Origin of the sequence: Rheinheimera sp. (assembly GCF_037442525.1) — a bacterium.
Classification (GTDB): Bacteria; Pseudomonadota; Gammaproteobacteria; order Enterobacterales; family Alteromonadaceae; genus Pararheinheimera.
In genome coordinates this window covers 658,382-683,363 of the sequence record NZ_JBBIQD010000001.1, presented here as the reverse complement: position 1 = coordinate 683,363, position 24,982 = coordinate 658,382, and the positions used below count along the sequence as shown (strand labels likewise).

Genomic DNA, 24,982 nt, shown 5'->3' with positions numbered 1-24,982 from the left:
TCAAGTTATCGGCGGAACTTTCGGCCTGCTGGCCCAAAATGATGGCGACAAGCAGATCTGTTTTTGGCAGACTGACGATGTTTTTCTGCAACCCAAAAGGCTCGCATGCAACACAGTGTCCATCCTGTGATCCGGAAATTGGCCAGTTACCTGAAGCAGTGGGGCTGGGTGCAGTGTTTTTTCCTTTGCTTCATTTTATTACAGGCGGTTACCGGGGTTCTGGCGGGTGCTTACAGCCTGCTGCTGTATGAAGTCGTACTCTGGCCTCTGGTGCTGGGGGCTTTGTTATTTTCGCTGACCAGCTCGCCGGTCTTTATTCTGATCTGTTTTTATCTGGTGCATCACCTGGACGAAGCCTTGTTTTACCTGCAGGACTCTATTCGACAGGAGCGCTTGTTGAATCAGAACATGCAGGAAACCATCCGGCAACTGAACTTTGAAATTGAAGAGCGGAAAAAAGCTTTTCAGGCGAAACGCCGAGCCGTTGACGAGCTGCGCCGTGAAATCGCCTGGCGCCGAAAAACCCAACAAGAGCTGGAAGAGCAGAGTTTACTGATGCGCTCCATTGTCGACAGCTCGCCGGATTTGTTTTATTACCGCGACGAAACCGGGCGTATTGTCAGTTGCAATAAAATGTTTGAAGTGCTGATGGGCAAATCAGCCAAAGAGCTGATAGGCCATTATCCGGCTGAATTGTTTGACGCCGACACTATGCCAAGCGCCATCCTGACCGATCAGGAGCTCACCATGAGCCGTACGGCCATGACACTGGACGTGGAATACAAAACCCCGGATGGCCGGCTGATGTGGTTTGAAATGCGCAAAGTTCCTTTTTTCGATAAACAAAGCCGTTATATAGGGTTACTGGGCTTTGGCCGTGATATTACTTCACGTAAGCTGGCCGAGCAGGCGCTGGAAAAAGCGTATCAGGACAAAGGCAAATTTATTGCCACCTTAAGCCACGAGTTGCGCACACCGTTAAACGGCATTGTCGGTTTAAGCCGGCGCCTGCTGGAAACTCAGTTAAGCAATGAGCAACGCAGCTGGAGCAATACCATCTTCAGCAGTGCCGAGACACTCGGCAATATATTCAATGACATTATCGATCTGGATAAAATTGACCGGCAGGACTTGGATATTTTGTATCAGAGTGTGCAGCTGGGGGCTTTTGTCCGTGATATCTGTAACTTTGCCAGCCTGATCTGTCAGCAAAAGGAGCTGGAGTTTATTGGACCTGACGAGTTTTCTGCCGACTGTTACGTCAAGCTCGATCCTACGCGGGTGCGGCAGGTGCTGTGGAACCTGTTGAATAATGCCGTGAAATTCACTGCCAGGGGGCAGGTGAAGCTGGAAGTTGAGTTTGTGGCAGAGCAAAATTCTGAACTGGTGTTCCATGTGCGGGATACCGGTATTGGTGTGGCTGAAGCCGAGCAGCAACGCATCTTTGATATGTACTATAAATCCAGCGACGGCCGTCGCTTAAGTATGGTGGGGTCAGGTATCGGATTGTCGGTGTCCCGTTCACTGGTGGAAGCGATGGACGGCAGCATCAGCCTGCAAAGCCAAACCGGCACGGGCAGCTGCTTTACTGTCAGGCTGCCCACGCAATTGTTGGCGCCTCCTCAACCTGAAAGTTTGCCTTTGCATCCGGCACTGACAGTACTGCTGGTCGAAGATGTGCCGCTGAACGCTGAAATTGCCATCAATCTGTTGGAGCAACGTGGTCATCAGGTGGTGCTGGCCGAAACCGGTGAAGATGCGATGGCGTTGCTGGACACCGAAGACGATTTGGATTTAGTGCTGCTGGATATGCAATTGCCGGATATGACCGGCGATGAAATAGCCCGCTATATCCGCTCAGAACCTCAGCTGGCTGAGTTGCCTGTTGTGATACTCAGTGCCAATGTACGCAAAGCTCAGGAGCAACTAAGTGGCATCCGCATTGAAGGTTCCCTGGCTAAACCTATTAATACCAATAAGCTGGATCAGCTGCTGAACGAGTTATTTGGCTCCGGCACTGACAGCAGTGCTCAGCTAAAACCACCACGAAGTTCAGACATTCTTGACCTGGCAACGCTGGATGATTACCTGCAGTCATTAGGGGTGCAAACGATGCAACGCAGTGTGCAGCTGTTTGCCCAACTGATGCCGGGTTATATCAATAAGATGATTGAAGCTGCGGTGCAGAAGCAGGAACAGGAGTTTCGGGATGCGGCACATAAACTCAAAGGTGCTGCGTCCTCTGTCGGGTTGCTGTGGGTGCAGCAGCAGGCTAAACAGCTTGAAACTGACGACAATGTGCAGTGGCAGGGGATGGAAAAGCAGCTGGTGGACTTTCACTTAACAATAGAGCGGCACCTGGCCGCTCTGGAAGAGTATCTGCACGCTGGCTGAATTATTTTTCCAGCTTACCGACAAAGCGGTAACCTTCACCGTGAATGGTGCTGATAAGCTCCGGGCAGTCCTGCTCTGATTCAAAATGCTTACGAATACGGCGGATAGTTACATCCACTGTGCGGTCATTTGGGCGCAGTTCACGGCCTGTCATATGACGGATCAGTTGTTCCCGGGTAAAAATTTTGCCTGGGCTGTCCAGCATCAGACGCAAAGCGCGGTATTCACCCTTTGGCAAACGACGGGATTCACCGGTAGGTGAAGTCAAGTTGCGGCTGTTTTCATCCATGACCCAACCGTTAAAACGTACCACGCTTTTATGTTCTTCAGCGACAGGTTGATTCACGGTGCGGTTTAATAAATTGCGGGCACGAATGGTCAGTTCACGCGGATTAAAAGGTTTGGTCAGGTAATCGTCTGCACCAATTTCCAGACCCAAAATGCGATCGACTTCACTGTCCCGGCCGGTCAGAAAGATCAGGCCAAGGTTCTCTTTCTGACGTAATTCACGTGCCAGAATTAAACCGTTTTTGCCTGGCAGGTTAATGTCCATCACGATCAGATCCACTTTCTGTTCTGACAGTTGCTGGTTCATTTCTTCGCCGTTGATTGCTTCCAGCACTTGATAGCCTTCGCCCTGAAACAGGCTTACCAGATTCAGGCGAGTTACTTCCTCGTCTTCAACGATCAGAATCACAGGAGTCTGCATTGTGCTAAAACCTTATTAAATTGTCTTTAAGTTTTTGAATTTAAAATAAATTACTGGGCGTCTACCCATAACAAATGTCTGCGCAATTATATAGAGCGCTACATTTGTTAACAAGTTAATTTGTTAACAAATCGCCCGGTCTTCCATTCTGGAAAAGGAAATATTTTTTTGCTATTTGGGTATAACTGGAAAATCTATGTGAATATCAATACCTTGACCCAAAGTGCTGTCGAGCTGAATTTTACCATTGAGAGCCTGAGTCACCAGGTTATAGACCAGGTGCATACCTAAACCGCTGCCACCTTCGCCACGTTTGGTGGTGACAAAGGGGTCAAAAATACGTTTTTTGATATTCTCAGGTACGCCGCAACCATTGTCTTTGTAATGCAGATAGCAGCGGCTGTTGGCCAGAGTGACACTGACAGAAATTTGCCCTTGTTCTGTTTGCTCAAAGGCATGGATCAGGCTGTTCATAATCAGGTTAATTAAGATCTGGCTGATGGGGCCGGGTTTGCTTTCAAACTCCAGCTGTTCATCACATTCGATCTGTACCTGATGTTGCGTTTTTTTCAGGTTGGGCCGCAGTGACAACAGCACTTCGTTTAATAGCTGCGACATATTGAACGTACGTCTGTTGTCATTGGACTGGTCTACCGCCACTTGTTTAAAGCTACGAATGAGGTTCGCGGCGCGTTCCAGATTACGGTAAATAATGCCAAGATTTTCGTTACTGTCGGATAAAAATTTCGCCAGTTGGCTGGAGGTTAGTTTTTTATCATCAAAGGCGCGCTGGATTTCCTGCAGTTTGTCCTGCATCAGGGTGGAAGCTGTGACACCCAGACCAATAGGGGTATTTACTTCATGGGCAACCCCGGCCACCATCTGACCCAGACTGGCCATTTTTTCGGTCTCAACAATTTGATTCTGGTACTGGTGAAGCGTAGACAAAGTGTTCAGCAGGTCCTGATTAGAACTTTTCAGTGCCAGGGTACGTTCGTTGATTTTATGCTCCAGATCCTGGTTCAACTGACGTATTTCCGATTCAGCCCCCTGCAGTTTATTAATTTGTTGCTCGGTGCGATCCAGCATGGTATTCACGGCCCGGCCCAGGTTATGAAATTCGATAATCTCCATGGCGGGTGCCCGTACATGATAATCCTTGTCTTTGGACACTTTCTGCACCAGCGACAATAAACTGTATAGGGGTTGGGTAAAGCGGTTTTGTAACCGGATAGCCAGAATAAAAGCGCCAATCAGTGAGCAAAGTGCGATCAAAATGTCGAACAGTACGCGGTTTTGCACATAATTGCTCAGTTCATCCAGACTGGCGCGTAAGTAAACATAGCCCAGTCGTTTACCGTCACTTTCAATCACCTGACTGAGTTCCATCACTCCTTCACTTAATAAGGTGTTTTTCAGCTGTTCTACTTTGGCAAATTGGGTAGGGTAAGGGCCTATATCACTTTTGTTATAACTGGCAAAAAAAGTCAGCTCGCCATTGTCCTGCAGTTTGTAGATATGAATATTGTTCAGACGGGGTTCGGCGCTGAAGGAGGCCAGGCGTTTGTCCTCCACTTCTGGGTCATCTATTTCCAACGAACCCACAGCGTTAAAGGCAATAATGGCAGCATAGGCATGCAGCTGTTCGGACAGATTTTTCTTTTCGGCTTTGATGTCCTGCAAGGTGGCGATGGTCAGGGACACACATAAGGTAATGCTGCAAATTAACATCACCACCCATATCAGCGCGCCTTTCATTGATGTTGCTTTTAACGCTGAACTCATTGATCCATCCGCGATTTTCAGTACGTCCTTGCTTTATAGTATTGAAGTTACACTCAATTGCAACTAACTGGCTACCAGCCCTGACAAAAAAATAAAAGCAGTTTATAGTAACTGCAGCCTGATACAGGAGTGAACGCATGGACTTATGGGATCAGTACAAAAGTAGTGTGTTTTTATGCCATCAGAGACTGGGGCAGGACATCAGTTTTGCTATTATCAGCGCTCAGAACCCCGCAGGTGATCTGCACAACCCCTCCCAAAATTTAGTTTTCGACAAACACTTCGCCGATTTTCTTGATCAGTTAAACCTGCCTTACCGTGCCATTATTGGTTGTTCGCCAGATCTGTCTTTTCAGGAGAAAAGCTGGGCTGTGCTCTGTGAAAAAACCAAAGCAGTGGACCTGGCAATACGATTTAAACAAAATGCTATTTATTGGGTGGAGGCAGGAAAACTCTTTCTGGTCCCTGCGCTTTTGCAGCATCCGGAAGAATACCTTGGCGCCTTTCATCCAAGACAAATAGTGCTTGCAGAATAGTCAGTGGCTTTTCAGTACCGCGAGTATCGGGTCTATCGGCTGGCCCAGTTCGCTCTCCAGCTGCATTTTTTTCAGCTGCAATAACTGGGCATCGGCTTTATCGGCCGGAACCGTCAGAAATTTTTTAAAGTCTGTGGCACAAATACAAAGCACTGCGGGTTTTTCCATACCCGGCAATTGACCAAGGCGGTACAACATATTGGGGCAGGCTTCAGTACGGTTTGGCGCCTGAATACATTCAGCGGCAAGGCTTTGGGTGCTTAACAACAGCAGTAAGGCGGTAATGAAACGCATCAGTGCTTTCCGCTTTGGGTGTTACTGACAATAATAAACCACAAAACCATCGCGCCGACCAAGTTCTTTTACCTGATTAAACAGGCTTTTCAGTTGTTCGGCATAAGGCAGATGTACATTGGCAACCAGAGTCAGGCTACCACCGGCTTTCAGGTGCTGTCTGGCATTCTGAAAAAACTGCTCACTGATCTGGTAATCCGTTTTTAGCCCTGTGTGAAAAGGCGGATTACTGACTATATGGTCAAACAGGCCTGTTTTGCCGGGGAAACCATCGGCACAAAGCACAGTACCAGACAACTGATTGGCGGCCAGCGTCGCCTCTGTGGACTCCACGGCCAGAGTGCTGATGTCGCTGGCCACCAGCTCAATAGCGCTGTGATTTTTCTTCAGGTAAGCACCGACAATACCTGCGCCACAACCAAAATCCAGCACCTTACCTTTTTGCACATGGGCCAGGTTTTCGAGCAACAATTTGGTGCCTAAATCCAGTTTGCCGTGGTTAAAAACGCCGGGTTGGGAACACACCACAAATTCGGTGCTGCCGCTTTTTAGCTGAAACTGCAAAAAACCCGTAGGGACAGGCTGCAATTCAGACAGATGATCCAGCTCAAACCACAGGCAATGTTTGGCGTTATCCAGCTTGTACACTTTTACGCCTATTTTATCGGCTAAAGCGGGCAGGCTTTTGATACCACCTTTATTGTCGCCAACCAAAAAACACAGACTGTCAGCTTTGGCCACAGCTTTCAGCTGCTGCAGCAGAGCAGGCAGCTGTTCTTTGCTTTTGGGGTGAAAAATCAGCAGCGAATCAAAGTGTTGATCTGGCAGTTTACCCAAATACACAGCCTCAGCACTCAGGCTTTGCCAGTTATGAGCCACAGCAGCATTGGTGGTAAAACAGCGGGCCTGAATACCCAAAGCGGCCAGTTCAGTGGCCAGACGGTCTGCTGGGGGCTCAATGACCAGTACAGTACCTTTCAAATCAGCACTGTTGCGCACTACCATCTGGCTGCTGTTATCAAGCATCTCAGTTTACCTTTTTAAACATCAGGTCCCAGACACCGTGGCCCAGGTTCACGCCGCGGTTTTCAAATTTAGTCAGAGGTCTGTGGTCAGGGCGGGGCACATAGTCATTGGTTGCTGACTGGTTCTGGTAACCTTCAGCGGTACTCATCACTTCCAGCATATGTTCGGCATAATTTTCCCAGTCGGTGGCCATATGAAAGACTCCGCCTGGTTTTAACTTGCGGCGCAGTAACTGAACAAATTCAGGCTGCACTATGCGGCGTTTGTGGTGACGCTTTTTATGCCAGGGATCCGGGAAAAACAGCTGCACTGTGTCCAGGCTATTGTCTGCAACACAGTGCTCAAGAATTTCTACCGCGTCATGCTCAAATAAACGCAGATTTTTTACACCATGAGTTTCGGCTTCACCCAGGCAAGCACCCACACCTGGCTTATGGACTTCAATACCGATAAAGTCTTTTTCTGGCGCTTCTTTGGCCATTTGCACCAAGGATTTGCCCATACCAAAGCCGATTTCCAGCACCAGAGGGGCCTGACGGCCAAAAATTTGCTCAAAATTATAGGCCTCAGTCTGATACTGCAGGCCCATAGTAGGCCAGAACAGGTCCAGACTACGTTGCTGGCCTTTGGTCAGCCGGCCTTCGCGCAGCACAAAACTTCTGATTTTACGCAGGAATTTTTCTTCCTGTGGTTGTTCAGGCTGGTCGGTTGGGTGCTGCTGTTCGCTCATCAAAGGCTCTCCGCTATAAATTGGCCGCGTATTATCCTTATTCTGAGCAGGCAGCTCAACTAATACCACGCGCATCTGCAGCTCTTTTACGGTTAGAATGGCGGCGTTTTATTTGATGGGTAACTAAGAGTGTCGCTGTTTTTACAATCCCCTTCTTTATTGGCTGAAAAAATGATCAGTTGGCAGGCCAGCCAGGGAAGGCATACCTTGCCATGGCAACAAAACCCTACGCCTTACCGGGTGCTGGTCAGTGAAATGATGCTGCAGCAGACTCAGGTCAGCACAGTCATCCCTTATTTTGAACGCTGGATGGCAGCATTTCCCGACGTCACAGATTTAGCCAAGGCGGAAACCGACCAGGTGATGGCCTTGTGGCAAGGGCTGGGGTATTACGCCAGGGCCCGCAATTTACATAAGGCGGCCAAAACTATAGCTGCGCTTGGTGATTTTCCATTTGAACTGGCTGATTTATTGCAAATTCCCGGCATAGGCCGTTATACAGCAGGCGCCATCCGCTCTTTTGCTTACGACAGCTGGGGCCCGATAGTGGACGGCAATGTGCGGCGCTTATTTTGTCGCTTGTTTGCTATTGAAGGTGTGTCTACCAGTTCGGCCGTTGACAAAAAGCTTTGGGCTTTAGCGGAGCAATTAACGCCAGTTAAACACAACCGCCGCTTTGCGCAGGCTTTGCTGGACTTAGGAGCAACTGTCTGTAAGCCCCGTCAGCCCTCATGCCATGCCTGTCCGTTGCAGGCCGGATGCCTGGCTTATCAGCAAAACCGGGTGGCTGAATTGCCAACAGCGAAACCGAAAAAAGTCACGCCCGTCAAACAAGGGCATTTTCTTTGGGTAGAAAAACAAGGTTTGTTGCTGCTGGAAAAGCGTCCTTCCAGCGGTATTTGGGCTGATTTGTGGGCTCTGCCTCAGGTTGATGACGCACCGGATACTGAATTGCAGGGCGAATTTAACCATGTGTTTTCACATTACAGGCTGGAAGCGAAAGTCTGGCTGCTGGACGTCAGAGAAGCCAAACCTGAACAAAGCTGGTACAGCAAAAAGCAACTGGAAAACGTGGGTTTGCCTGCGCCAATCCGCAGCTGGATAGAAGCCAGGCTGCAGGACGAAACGGATTAACGCTTGGGGCTTCACCCGCACTGGTTTAAACTAGCGCAAATTTTTTAAGGCGAGGTGAAGCATGTCACGTCAGGTTTATTGTGTTTATCTGAAAAAAGAAGCGCCAGGGCTGGATTTCCAACTCTATCCGGGCGAGCTTGGCAAAAAGATTTTTGATTCCATCAGCAAGGAAGCCTGGGCTTTATGGCAAGCCAAGCAGGTGATGCTGATTAACGAGAAAAAGCTCAATATGATGAATCTGGAGCACCGCAAATTGCTGGAAGAGCAGATGCAGCAATTTTTATTCGAAGGTGCCGACGTGCATATCGAAGGCTACGTACCAAAAGCTTAAGCTTATCCTTCAATCAGAGCTGGTGATGCCTGTCAGCTCTGATTTATACTGCCATTAGAAAAACTTATTAAAATCTTCAGGACTCCAGCCATGGCAAGGCGTTTACCTCCTCTGAATGCGCTAAAAGCTTTTGAAACCGCAGCACGGCATTTGAGCTTTACCAAAGCCGCTGAGGAAATGTTTGTCACCCAGGCGGCTATCAGCCATCAGATCAAAGCTTTAGAAGACCATTTGGGACTGAAGCTGTTTATGCGGAAAAACCGTTCTTTACTGCTGACTGAAGAAGGACAGAGTTTTTTCCTCGACATCAAAGAAATTTTCTCCCAGTTGCATGAAGCCACCGAAAAGCTGTTAGCCCGTGGGGCCAAAGGCTCATTGACTGTCAGCCTGCAACCGAGTTTTGCCATACAGTGGCTGGTTCCGCGTTTAAGCAAATTCAGCGAAGCACACAGCGATATCGATGTGCGGATCAAAGCGGTGGACTCAGACGAAGGATCCTTGACCGATGACGTGGACGTGGCCATTTATTATGGCCGTGGCAGCTGGCGTGGTTTGCATGCCGACAAGCTGCACACCGAATACTTATTGCCGGTCTGCTCACCTTTGTTGCTGACCAGCGGCAAGCCATTAAAAGAGGTGTTGGATCTGAAGTTTCATACCTTGTTGCATGATGGGTCACGCCAGGCCTGGAAAGACTGGTTTGTCGGACAAGGCATAAAAAACTTTAATGTGAACCAGGGGCCGATTTTTTCGCATACCGCTATGGTATTGCAGGCGGCCATTCATGGTCAGGGGGTGGCACTGGCACATAACGTGATGGCCAGGCCAGATATTAATTCCGGCCGGTTGATCGTGCCTTTTAACCATGTGCTGCTCAGCAAAGACTCACATTACCTGGTGTGTCGGGAAAGCCAGACTGAACTTGGCAAAATCGTCGCGTTTCGCCAATGGATAGCCAGACAGGTCGAGCTGGATCAACAGGATTTTGCTGAGCACTATTTTAATAACAGTACGCCAGATTAATCCGTCATGGCTGAGTTACTGAAAGCTGCAGCGTCTGCCAAAGCCCGTATGCTGCTCTGTCATGGCGCCGGAGCGCCGGTGCAGTCCGATTTTTGTCAGCAACTGGCAGCGCAACTGGCGCTGCAGGGCATCGACGTCTGGGGCTTTAACTTTGCCTATATGCAACAGTGTCTGGCTGGACAGCGGCGGCCACCGCCGAAAATGCCGGTGTTAATTGCGCAGCTGCAAGACGAGCTCAGTGCGATGGCGACAGATTTACCGCTAATATTGGCTGGAAAATCCATGGGCGCGCGGGTGGTCACTATGCTCTGCGCTGGTGTTGCCGGTGAGGTACCGGCTGCTGTCAAAGCAGTGTGCTGTTATGGCTACCCCTTTCATCCGCCGAAAAAAGACAGCTGGCGAACCGGGCATTTCGACACATTGCAACGGCCAGTCCTGATACTGCAGGGTGAGCGCGACCCTTTTGGCACTGCTGCAGAGCTTTGTTCGTTAAGTTGGCCTGAAGTAGAAGTGAGCTGGCTTCGCAGCGCAGATCATGATTTTAAACCGCTGAAGTCCAGTGGCCTGACTCAGCAGCAACTGTTGCAACAGGCGGCACAGCGGACCAGGAGATTTATTGATGACGTTATTCTGGAAAATTAACACCAGCCTGGCGGCTTTGTATGGCGCTATTTGTGTGGGTGGTGCAGCGGCGCTGATGCATCTGTGGCAGTCCAGCCTGACCGGTAATCAAATGGCGGTGTTGCTCAGCGCCGGTTTTATTTTGACCTTACACAGCCTTGCGTTATTGGCGCTGGGTGCTGCCGAAAACCTGCAGCAACAAAGCCCTTGGTTAAGCCGGCTTGTTGCAGTGGCTTTTCATCTGGGTAGCTGCGGTTTCGTCTTTACTTTAGTGGGCGGGGTTTTTGGCTGGAGCCTGCATTTTGGCCAGCTGGCCCCTCTGTCCGGACAATTATTAATTCTCAGCTGGCTATTGCTGGCTTTCAGCCCCTGGATCAGGAAATAACATGAGACAACTATTACTTTATTGCCGTGCTGGTTTTGAAAAAGAATGTGCGGCGGAAATCCAGGACAAAGCAGGCGAGCAAGGTGTGGCTGGTTATTGCAAACTGAGCAACAACAGTGCCTTTGTGATTTTTGAAGCTTATGACGGCGACAGTCTGGCCACGTTTTACCGGGACTACGACTTTAACAAGCTGATTTTTGCCCGCCAGTGGTGTTTATTGGTGGACGAAAAACTGGAGCTGGACCCGGCTGACCGGGTTTCTGCCATAGTACAGGCTGCACTGGGTGCTGAACTGCGTAATTTGGGCGAGCTGAGGGTGGAATACCCTGAAACCAATGACGGCAAAACTTTATCCACTCTGGCGCGCAAATTCACAGTGCCACTGCGTCAGGCGCTGCGCCAGTGTGGTGTTTTGCTGCAAAAAGAAAACCAGCGCGCTCCTGTGTTGCACCTCTTTATGTTATCCGGCAAAGAGGCCTATTTGGGCATGTCCTACCCCGAGAACAACAGCCCGCTGGAAAACGGCATTATGCGGCTGAAGTTCCCGTCTGAAGCGCCTAGTCGCAGCACGCTGAAGCTGGAAGAAGCCTTTATTCAGTTTATCCCCAAGGATGAATGGGAAACCCGGCTGGCGTCCGGCATGAATGCGGTCGATTTAGGCGCCTGCCCGGGCGGCTGGACTTATCAGCTGGTGAAACGCAGCATGATGGTGGTGGCCATTGATAACGGCATGATGGCTGACAGCCTGATGGAAACAGGTCAGGTGCGGCACTTGCAGGTGGATGGTTTTAAATACACGCCGGATAAAAAAAACGTGTACTGGCTGGTCTGTGACATGATTGAAAAACCACAACGGGTGGGCGAGCTGGTCTGTGACTGGTTGATCAATGGCTGGTGCCAGGAAAGTATTTTTAACCTGAAACTGCCAATGAAAAAACGCTATGAGACTGTGGCTGAAGTGCTGGAAATGATGCAACACAAACTGAAAGACGCCGGACTTCGGGTGCGTTTCCAGGCCAAACACCTGTATCACGACCGCGAAGAAGTGACAGTGCATGTCTGCAAAGCCTGAACAACATAGTGGGGAATTTCTGCCCTGATAGTATGAGGTTAAAAATAAATCACTTGTTTAGTCTTTCAGTGAGTAACTAAACTTTATTTACGTAAACAGACAAAACTTAACATTTGTTTTTGGCTGATATGCACATAGCAGCTTGGTAGGAAAGAGACCGATCAGTTACCAGTATGAAAAACGTGATAATGCCTTTGTTTGAAAACTTTATGTTGCTGGATTTTGCAGGTCCAGCTGAGGTTTTTGCGTTGGCTAACAGGTTTTTGCCCGACACTGAGCGTTACAAAGTGGTCACGCTGGCTGCCAGCTCAAATGCAGTAAGCTCGTCCAATGGGGTCCGTGTAGTTCCAGATTCTAGCTTTGATCAGTTTCAAGGCAATTATGATGTGCTGCTGGTACCTGGTGGTCCAGGAGCCTATAACCAGCACCACCCTGAGTTATACCAATGGTTAACTGCTTCTGTTTGTAAAGCTGGCTTGTATGGCTCGGTTTGCACTGGTGCTTTTATTCTGGCAAAAGCCGGCTTACTCAACGATCGTAAGGTCACTACGCACTGGAATTATACCAAGCGTCTCGCGACGGAGTTTCCGCAGGTGTTGGTAGAAACTGACCAGGTGGTGGTGCAGGATTCTGCGCTTGTCACCTCAGGTGGTATAACCACAGGTATAGATTTAGCTTTGAGTATCCTCGAACGCCATCACGGCAGAGCTCTGGCGGTGAATGTCGCTAAAGTGCTGTTGGTGGTGATGCGGCGTCAGGGGGGGCAGGTACAGTTCAGCCCACTGTTAGCAGAAGTGGCACGTGACAGTTCTGCGGTGTCACAAGTGCAGCAGTTTGTGTTGGCGCACCTGAATGAAAAGTTCACCGTCGAACGTATGGCAGCGCTGGCGAATATGAGTGTGCGCAACTTCTCCAGACTTTTTCAGCAGGAAACTCAGCTGACCCCAATGACTTTTGTGCAGCATGCCCGAGTAGATCAGGCAAGGAAGTTGCTGGAAAACAGCAGCCTGCCAATGAAAACTGTGGCATTTGATTGTGGTTTTGGTTGTGTGCGGCAAATGAGTAATTTGTTTCAGACCAAACTGGGCTTAAGCCCGGGTCAATACCGACAGCAGTTTGGTTAAGTATTGGCCTTTCCTGACATCATTTTGGCAGAATCCTTCCTTTTACCAGCATTGAACCCTGATTCGCTCTGAATAACTATTAATGCATCATTCACAACGCTGGCTCAGTTAAGCTCCAGCTGTACAGCTTGATAACGCCATCACACCAGGGAGTGCGTGATGCCTGATACAGAAATGCTGACCTCTTCGTTGCGGTTCGGGCCATTTTTATACCACGAGCACAGACGGGAGTTAGTGCGGGACCAACAGCCTGTAGCCATTGGCAGCCGGGCTTTTGATATTTTGTCGGTGCTGCTGCGTCACGCCGGGCGCGTGATCGATAATGATACCTTGGTTGCCGCCGCATGGCCTCATACCGTCGTGGAAGAAAGTAATCTGCGGGTTCATATCTCAGCCTTACGTAAGGCGTTGCAGGAAGAGTCACAAGGTATACGTTATATCGAGAATATTCCGGGTCGTGGTTATTGTTTTGTTGCAGAAATAACTCCCATCAGCGCTGCTTCGGCGTTATCGTCCTCTGTGGCCGGAGCTTTGCAAACATCTTCTGTACGTTCTTTAGTGCCCATGTTGGGACGGGGCAGAGAATTGACTGAAATTCGCCGGCTTCTGCTTGACCGACGTTGTGTAACCATTACCGGCCCCGGTGGTATGGGTAAAACTATTCTTGCGCTGACGGTGGCTGAACAATGGCAGGCTGAATTTCCGGGTAAGAGCTACTTCATCGATTTTTCGCTTCATACCGACAGCAGGTTGGTTGAAAATTTTTTGGCTATGGCGCTGGATCTGGTCTGTGTTGACTGCAATCCGCTGCAGGAAATTATTCATTCATTGGCAAAAACCCCGGTTTTATTGGTGTTGGATAACTGTGAACATTTGGTGCAGCGCATCGGTGAACTGGCCGAACAGTTGTTGCGGCAGCTACCTCAGGCACACCTTTTAATCACCAGTCGCGAACCTTTGCGCAGTGAAGGTGAGCAGGTGTTTCCTCTGGAGCCTTTGGCATGCCCTGAATCTGAGCGGTTATTCACGGCCGAACAGCTGATGGACTACCCGGGGGTACAGCTTTTTATGAGCAGAGTGCAGGCGTTATTGCCCGACTTGCAGCTGTCGGCTGAACAGGTGGATGCGGTTGGTCGTATTTGCAGGCGCCTTGACGGCTTACCGCTTGCGTTGGAACTGGCTGCAGCCAGGGTGCCGGTATTTGGCTTTGCTGAACTGGAGCGGCGGTTGGATAACAGATTCAGTTTTCTCACCAAGGGACGGCGTACCGCCCTGGCACGGCATCAGACGCTTAAAGCGGTGATCGACTGGAGCTACGACAGCCTGACGGCCAATGAGGCTGGTGTGTGGCGCAGTCTGGCGGTATTCGCTGGACGCTTCGATTTAGAGGCGGTGCTGGCCGTTAATCCCGATTTCAGTGAGGCAAACATTCTTGATTTGATGGATGGCTTGGTTGCAAAGTCCTTAGTGCGGGTGATGGATCTGGATGGTCGGGTGAGTTTTGCATTGCTTGAGTCGATGCGTTACTTCGCGTTGGATTTACTGCAGCAGCATGGCGAACTGGAACCAATCCGCCACCGACATGCCCTGTATTGTCTGAAACAGACGCAGCAGCCGTTGGATGAATGGAATGCTGACACTCCGGCTAACTGGCTGCAGGTTCGAAAACAGGATGTGGCGGATATCAAGCTGGCGTTGCATTGGGCCTTTGCTGAACCTGATAAACATGAGCTGGCAATCCGGCTGGCAACTGAATCTGCTCCTTTATGGTATCGCTCATTACAACTGTCCGAAATTCAACTTTATCTGGAACAGGCCTGGCATATAGCCCGCAGCCGGTTAGCGTTGCTTCCGGCGGATTTAATTGCCAAACTGGGGCTGGCACTCGGGCATGTGCGTTTTCATCACTATGGTGCTTCGGCCCAGGTGGCTGAGTTGTTTCAGCTGGGTTTGCAGTATGCAGCTGCAGCTCAGGAGCAGGTATTGCAAATTCAACTGACCTGGTCTTTATACGCTCACTCAGTTTTAGGGGCCGATGACGCATCATTGGAGTATTGGAGCCGCGCTTATCTGAGTCTTACCTCAAACAGCAGCTTGCCACAAATTGCTGCAACCCGCTCACGCACCCAAATGATCAATCAGTATACAAGGGGTCACTTTACTGTGGCGCTGGCATTGGGTGAAGAGGCCATGCAGCTTGAAGTCAGGCAACCTCTGACTATTCCTGCGCATGTTTATTGTTACGATCATTTAGTGGCGGCCAGTGCTTTTCATGCCCGCTCTTTGTGGATTGCAGGCCAGACCAATGAAGCTATACGTTTGATTATCCGGATGCTGGACAGAGCACAGAGCATACGCCAGCCTTATGCGTTGGGCTATTTTTTGGTATGTGGTTTATGCCCTGTGGCGCTGTGGCAAGGGGACACCCAACTGGCCTGCTATGGCATTGACATGTTGCTACGGCTCAATAGCGGTATGCCAGCGCAAATCTGGAAAGCCGGTGGTCAGGTATTCAGCGAGGCGCTGAAAATTTTAAGTGACCATGCGTCACCGGATACCTGTTTGGGGGAAATGAACCGGTTTTACGGCAACTTGCTTGGTACTATAGATTACCGCTTTTTGCCAGAATTTGCCGGGACCAGCCCGGCCTGGCCGGCTTCAGCCTGGTGTGAAGCTGAAATAATCAGAGCGCGGGCAATGGCTGTGAAACACCATGGTGGGTCAACAGCTGAAATTCAGAAGTCTTGCTGTGAGGCTTATCAGCTGGCCAGGCGTCAGGGGGCATTATCCTGGCAATTGAGGGCTGCGATGAGTCTAAAAGCTTTGGGGTGGCCAGGCTCAGAGGAATTGTTGCTGCAGACTATGGCTCTGTTTCCTCAACATCAACAAACAAAGGACTGGAAGGAAGCCTGCCTGTTGCTCAATCCTTGCTGTTAAGAGGGCAAAGCGGCTAAAAACTGTTGAGTCAATGGGACTGCAGAGGCCGTATTCTGACCAGTCAGTAAGGTGCCATCCTTTACGACGTAAGGCTGATGCGCCGGGCCTGTACTCAGCAGAGCTCCACGTTGCATGAGTTCTTTAGCCGGATCCAGAGGTAAAATGCAATCGGGGTGCAGTAATTGCCGCTCCTGTTGACTCAGCATGGTCATTCTTCTTCCTTCAACCAGTGGCTTATGTGTGTCGTCTGCCAGCCATAACAAGACGGCTGGTGCATGTCCTATCAATGCTACAGGGCGGTTTAAGGCAAAAGTTTCTTTTAGCAACCGGATGGAACAGGGGGCTTGGATCAGGTCCTTTAACAGACCAAGTCCGCCAGCATAAAACACTCCCTGGAAGTCGGCGGGGTAAAGTTGCTGCAGCTTTAACGTATCTGCCAGCGCACTGCGGGCGTTTCGATCAGCTAAAAAGCGCTCAGACTCAGCGGTCTGTAATTCGGGTTGCAAGCTGTCCGGGTCAACAGGAGCTGAACCTCCTTTGGGGGATGCGAGAGTAAGGTGGTGGCCTGCCTGCAGTAATAGATAATAAGGAATAGCCAGTTGAGCCAGCCACAAGCCGGATTTTTCATGTCCGCAGCTGCCGTCTGAGGTCACCACAATTAAAACATCTGCCATTGCGCTATCCATTTTTGTGCCGAAGCTGCAGAAACCAGTGTTCTGAGTTTCCAGTCTGTTTTTTCTATTGTCGATACAATGTGTTGGCCAGGCGAATCAAATGCTGTGAATTGTTGTGAATTTATCGCGAGTGACTGCAGTCAGTAATGCAGGGTAAAACCCGCTTCAAAAAACAGACTGTGCTGTTTGGTGCTGCTCTGTGCCATAGTGGTGGTAGCGTTAAGGTGGCTCAGCAAAATTTCAAACTCAAGCGCCGGACTGAATTCCTGACTGAGTCTGACAGTGACCACGTCGGCCAGTTTACTGTTGCCTTTGGTTGCGGAACTCAGCAGCACCGAACGCCCCTGGCTATAGATGGCGTCATGTGATGTAAGCCGCGCCAGCCACTGATATTCCAGTTCAAAGCGCAGGCCAGAAGATGTCTGAGCATGCAGCCCTAGCTGCAGATTTTTGATGTTGCTGGTGGCTATAATACCGGCCTCTGAGTAAAAAGGGGCTTTGGCAAAAAGCGGCTGAAAAGTAGACAGTTGTTGGTTGTGAGGTGTGCGGTCCCCACTGGCCAGACTGAGAGCGGCTGACCAGCTGAAACTCTGGTTCAGGCTTTGCTGGTAGCGGGCAAAAGCCCAATATGCGTCAATAGAGTATTGCTGTTGATGGCCCCATTGATAGATATGTTCCAGCTCAAAACCATGATAATGGTTCTGTGCTTTGATGTTGAATTCCATGGAATGCCGGACTTCGTCTTTGTTATCTCTGTGGTCCAGATAGCGCAGATAATGCAGACTCAACTGCCGTTCCGATGTCCATTCTGTCTGCAGCACCATGCCGCTTACACGCCAGTTTTCTGAGCTTTGATCATCCCAGCTGCCCGGCTTTTCGATGACATGCTGACCATGATACAGGCTGTAATTTGAAGCTTCTTGCTGACGGGTAAGCAACAGGCCATCAAAACGGCGGCGGATATTGGTCCCTTCACGTTTACCCAGTTGACGCTGATTGCCAAAAGCCCAAACCTGTCGTCCCAACTGCAGTTGCCATGACCCGTAACTTGTTTGCAGTATCAGCCGGTGAAGTTCAGGTGCAGTCTGTTCCTGGGGGGAGGTGCCAGTACTGTGAGGGCTGTCAAAGGCCACAACAGGCTCCAGCAGCAAAGAAGTTGATGGCATCAGACCTAACTCAAACGAGGGTAACCAACGCTGCAGCCAAAGCGTGTTGTGCTCAGCGCTGAAGTCGGTATGGTGCACACTTTGCAGTTTTTGTCTGATCTCCAGCCCAAAAGATGAAAAGGATTCTGCCGCCAGAGCAACGCCAGGCAGCAGAATCAAACCGGCAACAACGAATGCCGGGTAGTGCGGGGACTGCATCATTCGGATGGCACTAGGTTAACAGGGGACCAAAGCGGTTCAGCTTTTAACCTGGGTCTGATGAATGCCGGAAAGGCTTTGCTGGCGTATTCAACCTGGCCGTCGACTACTGTCAGCTCACTGCGGGTTTGCAGGAGCAGTGGTTCTTCCACTTGTAAAATGTCCTGATTCAGAATACTGAAATCAGCCAGCATACCGGGGGCTATGGCACCTTTTTGCTGTTCATCACCAGAAAACCAGGCTGAACCCAGGGTAAACAGCCGTAAGGCGGTCAACCTGTCCAGGCGTTGCTCTGCAGCATAAAGCACAGTGCCCCCCAGAGTTTTTCCGCTGACCAGCCAGTAGTAAGTGACCCAGGGATTAAAACTCGCTACTCTGGTGCCGTCTGTACCTAAACCCACAGGAATCCCCAGCTCCAGCATTTTTTTCACCGGCGCTGTGTTTTGGGTTTTGCTTTTGCCATAACGAGCCAGAAAATCTTCACCGGCGAAAGCCATTCGGGCCTGAACGGCAATACCACCACCAAGCTTATGAATACGTTCCAGATTTCGGTCGGACACTGTTTCGGCATGGTCGAATGCCCAGCGGACTTTGTTCAGCGGCTGGTCTTTGTTAATTTTTTCCAGCACGTCCAGCATTTTGTCGATGGTTTCATCATAGGTGGCATGGATGCGGAACGGCCAACGCATCAATAAATGCATGCGGACAATATTCTGCAGTTCCAGTTCAAAACCGGGTTTCAATTCTGGCCGTGGCGAGCGGAAATTCTCGTAATCGGACGCTGACCAGGCCAGCAGTTCACCGCCACCTGCTATGGTGTAACCTCTGGGGTGACGGGCATCCAGGTTCTGGTCTTGCTGATAATTGGCCATCCAGCGGGCAAACTGGTTCAGTTCGTCACCAGGTTGTTGCGGAAACAGATAACTGGCAATGCGGATAGGTAATTTCCCTTCAACCGCCAGGCGAGTGCTGGCCTGATAATTCTGTGGGAACAGATGACCACCTCCACCAGCGTCTACCACACTGGTCACCCCATAGCCGAGTAAGGCCTGAAAGAACTGCAGTGAGGAATTGAGCTGTTGCTCTGTGCTAAGGCCTGGTAAGGCAGCAATGCTCTGGTACAGCAGCTGTGGATTTGGATCGGCGACCAGCACGCCTGTCAGCTTGCCTTCTGCGTCTTTTTCATAATAACTGCCTATGGGAGCCTGACTTTGGCTGGTGATACCAAGGGCTTGTAAGCCAGCGCTGTTCAGAATAGCGCCTGAATACAGATGCAGAATAAACACTGGAGTGTTAGGGGCGGCTTTATCCAGCTCAGCCAGTGTCGGCAGGCGCTTTTCCTGGAATTGTTCCGGGGTCCAGCCGCCAATCACTCGCACCCATTGATCTTTGGGCGTACGTTTGGCCTGTTGAGCAACTAGCGACAGCGCTTGTTTCAGGCTGCTGATGCCTTCCCAGCGGGTTTCCAGGTTATAAAAGCGGCCGCCTCTGACCACGTGAAGGTGTGAATCGTTCAGTCCCGGGATCACCAGCCTGCCACCGGCGTCAATCAGTTGAGTGGCACTGTCTTTTTGACGCAACAGCTCCTGGGCTGATGAACTGAGTTCGGTAAAACGGCCATCTTTGACCGCAAAGGCAGTGATGCCTTGCTGGTTAAACGACGTCACTTTGGCGTTGTACACAATAAGGTCCGGTGCTGCTGCCAGCGGCAAAGTACGCAACAGCACCAAGAGCAGAATGCCTGTTCTCATGGGGTCTCCTTCACTCTCAGCTGGTTGGTATTGTCACCAGGCTGACTGGAAAAATAAGCAACCAAATCAAGAATATCCTGATCGGATAATGGGGCGGCGTTCACATACATAATTTCGGCCAGGCCGCCTTTGCGTTCGCGACTGCGATAGGCTTTTAAGGCATATTCCAGATAAACCGCTTTCTGACCAGCCAGGTTAGGGTTACCAGGAATAGGAGAAATGCCGGTTTCGCCATGGCAGCCCCAGCAGCTGCCTGATAACTCTTTGCCTCTGGCGGCATTGCCTGCGGCCTGTGTTGCTGCACACAGCAGGCTGAGTAATAAACAAAACAATTTCATCGCTGACTCCCAAATAACAGAACCCCTGCCCAGCAAAGGTTCTGGTTATTGATTAATGGCCTTCTTTAGCACCAAACATTTCTGCTGCGTAGATAATGCCCAGGCCATAACCACCTGCGTGTTCTTTGGCGATTGAGGTGACAGGCACATAAGTGCCAGTGCGGGCCCAGTCACGTTGCAGTTCCAGCATGTATTGCAGCCAGGTAATGGGTTTGGCTCCGGCCTGGATCATACGGAGCACGGCCATATCATGAGCTTCTTTGGTCACGCCGCCTGAGGCGTCCGTCACAAAGTAAACCTCATAACCTTCTTCGATGGCGGACAGAGCAGGGCCAACGCCACAGACCTCGGTCCATAGCGCCGCAATGACGATACGTTTTTTCTTAAAGGTTTTGATTTTATCGGTCACCCTGCTGTCTTCCCAGGTGTTCATCGTGGTGCGGTCAATAGGTTTCTGGTCCGGAAACACTGCCTGCAGCTCAGGAAATAACGGACCGCTGAAAGATTTTTCTGCCACAGTGGTCAGAATAGTGGGAACTTTAAACACCTTGGCCGATTTTGCCAGTGCGGTCACGTTGTTGCGAATATCCACCACTTCGTGAGAATGAGTGGCAAAGGCCATCTGTGGCTGGTGGTCAATTAATAACAGCAGATGATTGTCCGGGGTCAGCAGGCTTTTGGCTGGTTCACCTGCCACTGCACTGCCAACAAATGCCAGAGTCAGGGCCGCTATCGCCAGACTTTGTTTAATATGTTTTGTGAATTGAATCATAACTGTGCTCCAATGTTTAGGGTTCCTGAAAAATCAGGCTGGTGTGCTTCCCAAGCAACATCTGATCGCACCTCAGCCTGAATTTATGTTGGGGTTATCCTATTGTCCTGACATCACTCCTAAGTGGGGTTTTGCTGGATTTATGAAAAATGAATTAAACCGCGCTGCACACCGATGGATACCGCTTCAGTTCTGCTGATGGCATTTAGTTTGCTCAGGATATTTTTCATATGGGACTTCACAGTCCATTCGGAAATACACAGATTGCTGGCGATGGATTTATTGGCTTCGCCACGCGACACCCTCAGCAGCACCTCCACTTCCCTGAGTGTCAGGTCGTCTGCATCTTTGCTGCTTTGTGCTGTGCAAAGTGCCCTGACGTTTTTGCCTGCCTGAATAGCCCGAATGGCCGTGAGTACTTGGTTGGGTTCGCTGTTTCGGCTGAGGTAACCGCATACGCCTGCCTCCAGTAAAAGCTGTTGTTCGGCTTTGTCCGGCCTGCTGGTCAGGACCAGTAATTTGCCACCAGCAGTGGCAATGCGTCTGAGCGTATGGCAGTCCGACGGTGCGGTCTGGCATGTATGTAAAATGGTTATCTCAGGCCGCCTCTGCTGCCACAAGGGCCAGAGGCTGGCTGGATCTCTGCTTTGTGCAACCAGCTGAATGTCCGGTTGCTGCTCCACTAACTGGTGCACCGCCCACAGCACCAAGGGGCAGGGATCTATCTGCATTACTTCCAGCGCTTTGCTCATGCTTACTCTCCTGACTTTTGTTTAGCTGAGAGTAAGAGTCAACGCAGACGGCACCAAGTTAAGCCTTGCGAAACAGCAGTTTTGGAATTTAGCGCTGTGAATTGCTGTGAAAGCAGGTGAAATACCGCAGCTGCCTGAAATACAGCTAAAAAATCGCTCCTAAGTGGGATGTGTCAGCAACGGCCTTGTATTTCAATTTCTGCACCGCCGGCAATCAAAACTCCAGGCTCGCCGGACAGGGCTGTAACTGGCATTGGAGTGAACAGGAGAATAAAGGATGAAACACTGGATACATTTGACACTGCTTGCCTGTCTGTCAGGCGTGGTGCAGGCCGCAGGCTCAGCTGGGGTAGAGTCGCAGACCCAGGCCTTTCTTGAAGCGCTGGAAAAAGGTGGCGGAGCACCGATGGAAACCTTAACCCCGCAGCAGGCGCGGGCCATTCTGACAGGAGCCCAGCAAGGTGCCGTATTACCAGAGGCTCTGGTGGAGCAGAAAAACATTCAGGTAGATGGGGAAAGCCTGAGTATTACTGTGGTTAAACCAAAAGGGTCCAAAGGCAAATTGCCCGTGTTTATGTTCTTTCACGGTGGTGGCTGGGTGCTGGGGGATTTTCCGACTCATGAACGTTTGATCCGCGATTTAGTGAATTTCTCCGGTGCTGCTGATGTGTACGTGAATTACACGCCTTCACCGGAAGCGAAGTTTCCGACCGCTATTAATCAAGCGTACAAAGCCACACTGTGGGTGGCTGAAAATGCAGGCAGCCTGGGACTGGATGGCAGCAGGCTGGCGGTGGCTGGTAACAGCGTGGGCGGCAATATGGCAGCTGTGGTGGCATTAAAAGCCAAAGAGGCGGCTAAACCTAAGCTGGCTTTCCAGCTGCTGCTGTGGCCAGTGACAGATGCCAACTTTAATAACCAGTCCTATCTGACTTATGCCGAGGGGCATTTCCTGACCCGTGGCATGATGGAATGGTTCTGGGACAACTACACCACCAGTGCAGAGCAGCGTAACAGCATTTACGCGTCTCCACTTAGGGCCAGTGTGCAGCAATTAAAGGGCTTACCACCGGCCTTGATCCAGACCGCTGAAATGGATGTGTTACGGGATGAGGGCGAAGCCTATGGCCGACGCCTGAACCTGGCTGGAGTCACCACCTCTGTGGTGCGCTACAACGGTATGATCCATGACTACGGCCTGCTGAATGCGTTGAGTCAGAACAGCACAGTGCAGCTCGCGTTGCAGCAGGCAGGTACAGCGCTGCATCAGCATTTGTTCCCTGAATAACGCGATTGAACAACGACATCCATTTGGAGCCAATGATGAAAAAGATTCTGGTGTTGTACTACTCAAGTTATGGTCATGTAGAAACGATGGCGAAGGCGGTCTGTGAAGGAGTGACATCGGTGGCCGGTGTTGAGCTGAGTCTGAAGCGGGTGCCTGAACTGGTGCCGCAGGAGCTGGCAGAAAAATCTGGTTTTGTGCTGAACCAGTCCGCCGAACTGGCAAGACCAGCCGAACTGGCCGACTATGACGCCATTCTTTTTGGCGTACCGACCCGCTTTGGCAATATGGCGTCGCAAATGCGTAATTTCCTTGATCAGACCGGTGGCTTATGGGCCCAGGGCAAGCTGATTGGCAAAATTGGCAGTGCCTTTACCTCCACAGGCACTGGGGGCGGCAATGAAACCACCTTGCAGTCGCTTCACACCACCTTGTTTCACCACGGTATGTTGGTGGTGGGATTGCCGTACAGTTGTCCCGAGCTGGCTGATATCTCTGAGGTCAAAGGTGGCTCTCCGTTAGGTGCTGCCTGTATTGCCGGTGCCGATGGCTCCAGAGCACCTTCAGCGAAAGAGCTGGCAATGGCAAAGTTCCAGGGTAAACATGTGGCAGAGCTTTGCTTACGAATGCAAGGCTGAGCCAATAATGAGTTGTTGCATTGGACGCTATTCAGCAGAGGGGATCTTTGCTGTAATAGCGTCTGTTTTTATCCTCGTAGTTGCAACCTATGCGCGTGATCACACCCGAACAATGGCAGACTCAGCCCTGGCAAAATGGCGGGGGTATTACCCATCAGTTGTTACGCCAGGATGATGCGCACGGCCTGTTATGGCGTATTTCCATTGCTGAGGTGGCCAGCGATGGCCCTTTCTCTGCTTTTCCTGGAATTGACCGCATTATTTTGCTGCTGCAGGGCAAGGGGGTTCGCCTGCAGCTTCCCACTGAACAGGTTGAACTGAACTGCGCCTTTCAGCCTTTTGCTTTTGCCGGTGAAACGCCGGTGCACTGCAAACTGACAGATGGTGCTATTCGTGATTTTAATCTGATGAGCCGCCGCGATGCGGTGCAGGCCAGCCTTGAGGTTCGGTCTTTGCCACTGGATGTTGCTCCCGGTGCAGGACTTTCTTGCCTTGGGGTGTTTCTGGCGCGAGGCAGGGCAGTGCTGAAAAGTAATCTGCAAAGCCTTGAGCTGACAGCACTTGACTTCTGTTGGCAGCAACAGCCGGTACAGGAGTTGAACCTGACCGGCAGCGAAGATGCCGTGGTGTTTATTATCCGCATCTGCTCAAACTAAAGGCGGCTGAATATTCTCTTTGGCATAGACTTTTTGCACCGCAGGACGGGCCAGCATACGTTGCAGCCAAAGGGCAATAAAGGGGAAATCGCGAGCTTTTTTGCCAGAGAAATTGCGGGTCCAGCGGCATAACATCATGGCGTAAATATCCAAAAGCGAGAATTCCTCACCCAAAAACCAATGGCCGCAATGGCTTGCCATTTGCTGTTCCAGCTGTTCGAGTAAGCTCAGTACTTTGGCCTGGGCGTTGGCTTTCACCTCTGCAGCACTTTGTTCTGCAGTCACCCAACGCTGCGGGTAAAAATACAGAATCAAGCTGCTTTGTAAGGTCGCTGACAGCCAGAACAGCCATTTATAAGCCTCGCCGCGTTGTGCTGTGCCAACAGCAGGCATTAAGCCTTTTTCCGCATGTTGATCACAGAGATGCAGGCAAATAGCCGCCGTTTCAAAGAGCACCAGATCCCCATCCACCAGAGTAGGGATTAAACCATTGGGGTTGAGCTTCAGGTACTCTGCTGTTTTATGGCTGGCGGTGGCCGTGTCGGTCAGCACCAGTTCAAAAGGCTGTTGCAGCTCTTCCAGCAGAATATGCGGTGCCATGCTGGCGGTAGAGGGGGAGTAGTACAACTGATACATCGCAAATTCCTTCTG

25 protein-coding genes are annotated in these 24,982 nt (G+C 50.6%); 13 read left to right on the top strand and 12 right to left on the bottom strand.

Annotated features, from left to right (window positions below; translation table 11 throughout):
- Positions 1-105 precede the first annotated feature (105 nt).
- Positions 106-2,394 carry an ATP-binding protein gene (locus tag WKJ03_RS03185; RefSeq protein ID WP_337840704.1) on the top strand — a complete coding sequence of 763 codons (2,289 nt, stop codon included), beginning with the start codon at positions 106-108 and terminating at the stop codon, positions 2,392-2,394.
- Between the two features lies 1 nt (position 2,395).
- On the opposite strand, the gene arcA is transcribed toward WKJ03_RS03185, so the two are convergent.
- The gene (gene arcA / locus WKJ03_RS03180) at positions 2,396-3,103 is read right to left on the bottom strand and encodes a two-component system response regulator ArcA (RefSeq protein WP_337840703.1); all 708 of its coding nucleotides are present in this window, start codon (positions 3,101-3,103) and stop codon (positions 2,396-2,398) included.
- Positions 3,104-3,274: 171 nt separating this feature from the next.
- Positions 3,275-4,888 carry an ATP-binding protein gene (locus WKJ03_RS03175; RefSeq protein ID WP_337840702.1) on the bottom strand — a complete coding sequence of 538 codons (1,614 nt, stop codon included), beginning with the start codon at positions 4,886-4,888 and terminating at the stop codon, positions 3,275-3,277.
- Positions 4,889-5,025: 137 nt separating this feature from the next.
- Between WKJ03_RS03175 and WKJ03_RS03170 the strand changes: the two genes are divergently transcribed.
- Positions 5,026-5,424 carry a DUF3293 domain-containing protein gene (locus WKJ03_RS03170; protein WP_337840701.1) on the top strand — a complete coding sequence of 133 codons (399 nt, stop codon included), beginning with the start codon at positions 5,026-5,028 and terminating at the stop codon, positions 5,422-5,424.
- Here WKJ03_RS03170 and WKJ03_RS03165 read toward each other — a convergent pair whose 3' ends face one another.
- From WKJ03_RS03165 to trmB, 3 genes are read right to left on the bottom strand one after another with little or no spacing between them, the layout of a single operon-like run.
- Positions 5,425-5,718: a hypothetical protein gene (locus WKJ03_RS03165; protein WP_337840700.1), complete on the bottom strand. Its 294-nt coding sequence runs from the start codon at positions 5,716-5,718 to the stop codon at positions 5,425-5,427.
- 21 nt (positions 5,719-5,739) lie between these two features.
- Positions 5,740-6,744: a class I SAM-dependent methyltransferase gene (locus WKJ03_RS03160; protein ID WP_337840699.1), complete on the bottom strand. Its 1,005-nt coding sequence runs from the start codon at positions 6,742-6,744 to the stop codon at positions 5,740-5,742.
- Between the two features lies 1 nt (position 6,745).
- Positions 6,746-7,474 (bottom strand): tRNA (guanosine(46)-N7)-methyltransferase TrmB, encoded by a 729-nt coding sequence (gene trmB / locus WKJ03_RS03155; protein ID WP_337840698.1) that lies wholly within the window; start codon positions 7,472-7,474, stop codon positions 6,746-6,748.
- 129 nt (positions 7,475-7,603) lie between these two features.
- Here trmB and mutY point away from each other — a divergent pair, with 129 nt between their 5' ends.
- The 8 genes from mutY (at position 7,604) to WKJ03_RS03115 (ending at position 16,101) form a co-directional block, all read left to right on the top strand.
- The gene (gene mutY, locus WKJ03_RS03150) at positions 7,604-8,608 is read left to right on the top strand and encodes an A/G-specific adenine glycosylase (protein ID WP_337840697.1); all 1,005 of its coding nucleotides are present in this window, start codon (positions 7,604-7,606) and stop codon (positions 8,606-8,608) included.
- A 61-nt stretch (positions 8,609-8,669) separates the two neighbouring features.
- Positions 8,670-8,939, top strand: a complete 270-nt coding sequence (locus tag WKJ03_RS03145) for an oxidative damage protection protein (RefSeq protein WP_337840696.1) — start codon at positions 8,670-8,672, stop codon at positions 8,937-8,939.
- A 90-nt stretch (positions 8,940-9,029) separates the two neighbouring features.
- Entirely contained in the window at positions 9,030-9,962 is a 933-nt protein-coding gene (locus WKJ03_RS03140; protein WP_337840695.1) for a transcriptional regulator GcvA, read from the top strand.
- Positions 9,963-9,968: 6 nt separating this feature from the next.
- The gene (locus tag WKJ03_RS03135) at positions 9,969-10,604 is read left to right on the top strand and encodes an alpha/beta family hydrolase (protein ID WP_337840694.1); all 636 of its coding nucleotides are present in this window, start codon (positions 9,969-9,971) and stop codon (positions 10,602-10,604) included.
- Positions 10,582-10,968 (top strand): hypothetical protein, encoded by a 387-nt coding sequence (locus WKJ03_RS03130; RefSeq protein ID WP_337840693.1) that lies wholly within the window; start codon positions 10,582-10,584, stop codon positions 10,966-10,968. The genes WKJ03_RS03135 and WKJ03_RS03130 overlap by 23 nt, the downstream gene beginning before the upstream one ends.
- Position 10,969: 1 nt before the next feature.
- A complete protein-coding gene (gene rlmM, locus WKJ03_RS03125) occupies positions 10,970-12,040 on the top strand; it encodes a 23S rRNA (cytidine(2498)-2'-O)-methyltransferase RlmM (RefSeq protein ID WP_337840692.1) in 1,071 nt (356 codons plus the stop codon).
- A 173-nt stretch (positions 12,041-12,213) separates the two neighbouring features.
- Complete coding sequence (locus WKJ03_RS03120) at positions 12,214-13,164, top strand: GlxA family transcriptional regulator (RefSeq protein ID WP_337840691.1); 951 nt, start codon at positions 12,214-12,216, stop codon at positions 13,162-13,164.
- A gap of 159 nt (positions 13,165-13,323) precedes the next feature.
- Entirely contained in the window at positions 13,324-16,101 is a 2,778-nt protein-coding gene (locus WKJ03_RS03115; RefSeq protein WP_337840690.1) for a winged helix-turn-helix domain-containing protein, read from the top strand.
- On the opposite strand, the gene WKJ03_RS03110 is transcribed toward WKJ03_RS03115, so the two are convergent.
- The 6 genes from WKJ03_RS03110 to WKJ03_RS03085 form a co-directional block, all read right to left on the bottom strand.
- Positions 16,098-16,775, bottom strand: coding sequence for a type 1 glutamine amidotransferase domain-containing protein (locus WKJ03_RS03110; protein ID WP_337840689.1), 678 nt, complete (start codon positions 16,773-16,775; stop codon positions 16,098-16,100). The genes WKJ03_RS03115 and WKJ03_RS03110 overlap by 4 nt on opposite strands.
- Before the next feature lie 140 nt (positions 16,776-16,915).
- A complete protein-coding gene (locus WKJ03_RS03105) occupies positions 16,916-18,142 on the bottom strand; it encodes an alginate export family protein (RefSeq protein ID WP_337840688.1) in 1,227 nt (408 codons plus the stop codon).
- The gene (locus WKJ03_RS03100; protein ID WP_337840687.1) at positions 18,139-19,890 is read right to left on the bottom strand and encodes an amidohydrolase; all 1,752 of its coding nucleotides are present in this window, start codon (positions 19,888-19,890) and stop codon (positions 18,139-18,141) included. Before WKJ03_RS03100 ends, WKJ03_RS03105 begins: the two co-directional genes overlap by 4 nt.
- Positions 19,887-20,228 carry a cytochrome c gene (locus WKJ03_RS03095; RefSeq protein WP_337840686.1) on the bottom strand — a complete coding sequence of 114 codons (342 nt, stop codon included), beginning with the start codon at positions 20,226-20,228 and terminating at the stop codon, positions 19,887-19,889. Before WKJ03_RS03095 ends, WKJ03_RS03100 begins: the two co-directional genes overlap by 4 nt.
- Positions 20,229-20,280: 52 nt before the next feature.
- The gene (locus WKJ03_RS03090) at positions 20,281-21,000 is read right to left on the bottom strand and encodes a hydrolase (protein WP_337840685.1); all 720 of its coding nucleotides are present in this window, start codon (positions 20,998-21,000) and stop codon (positions 20,281-20,283) included.
- A 140-nt stretch (positions 21,001-21,140) separates the two neighbouring features.
- Complete coding sequence (locus WKJ03_RS03085) at positions 21,141-21,752, bottom strand: response regulator transcription factor (protein WP_337840684.1); 612 nt, start codon at positions 21,750-21,752, stop codon at positions 21,141-21,143.
- Between the two features lie 277 nt (positions 21,753-22,029).
- Here WKJ03_RS03085 and WKJ03_RS03080 point away from each other — a divergent pair, with 277 nt between their 5' ends.
- From WKJ03_RS03080 to WKJ03_RS03070, 3 genes are all read left to right on the top strand, one after another.
- Positions 22,030-23,040, top strand: coding sequence for an alpha/beta hydrolase (locus tag WKJ03_RS03080; protein WP_337840683.1), 1,011 nt, complete (start codon positions 22,030-22,032; stop codon positions 23,038-23,040).
- A gap of 32 nt (positions 23,041-23,072) precedes the next feature.
- Complete coding sequence (wrbA, locus tag WKJ03_RS03075) at positions 23,073-23,675, top strand: NAD(P)H:quinone oxidoreductase (RefSeq protein WP_337840682.1); 603 nt, start codon at positions 23,073-23,075, stop codon at positions 23,673-23,675.
- A gap of 89 nt (positions 23,676-23,764) precedes the next feature.
- Positions 23,765-24,331, top strand: coding sequence for a HutD family protein (locus tag WKJ03_RS03070; protein WP_337840681.1), 567 nt, complete (start codon positions 23,765-23,767; stop codon positions 24,329-24,331).
- Here the strand turns inward: WKJ03_RS03070 and WKJ03_RS03065 are convergent.
- Positions 24,323-24,967, bottom strand: a complete 645-nt coding sequence (locus tag WKJ03_RS03065; RefSeq protein ID WP_337840680.1) for a glutathione S-transferase family protein — start codon at positions 24,965-24,967, stop codon at positions 24,323-24,325. The genes WKJ03_RS03070 and WKJ03_RS03065 overlap by 9 nt on opposite strands.
- Between the last annotated feature and the right edge of the window lie 15 nt (positions 24,968-24,982).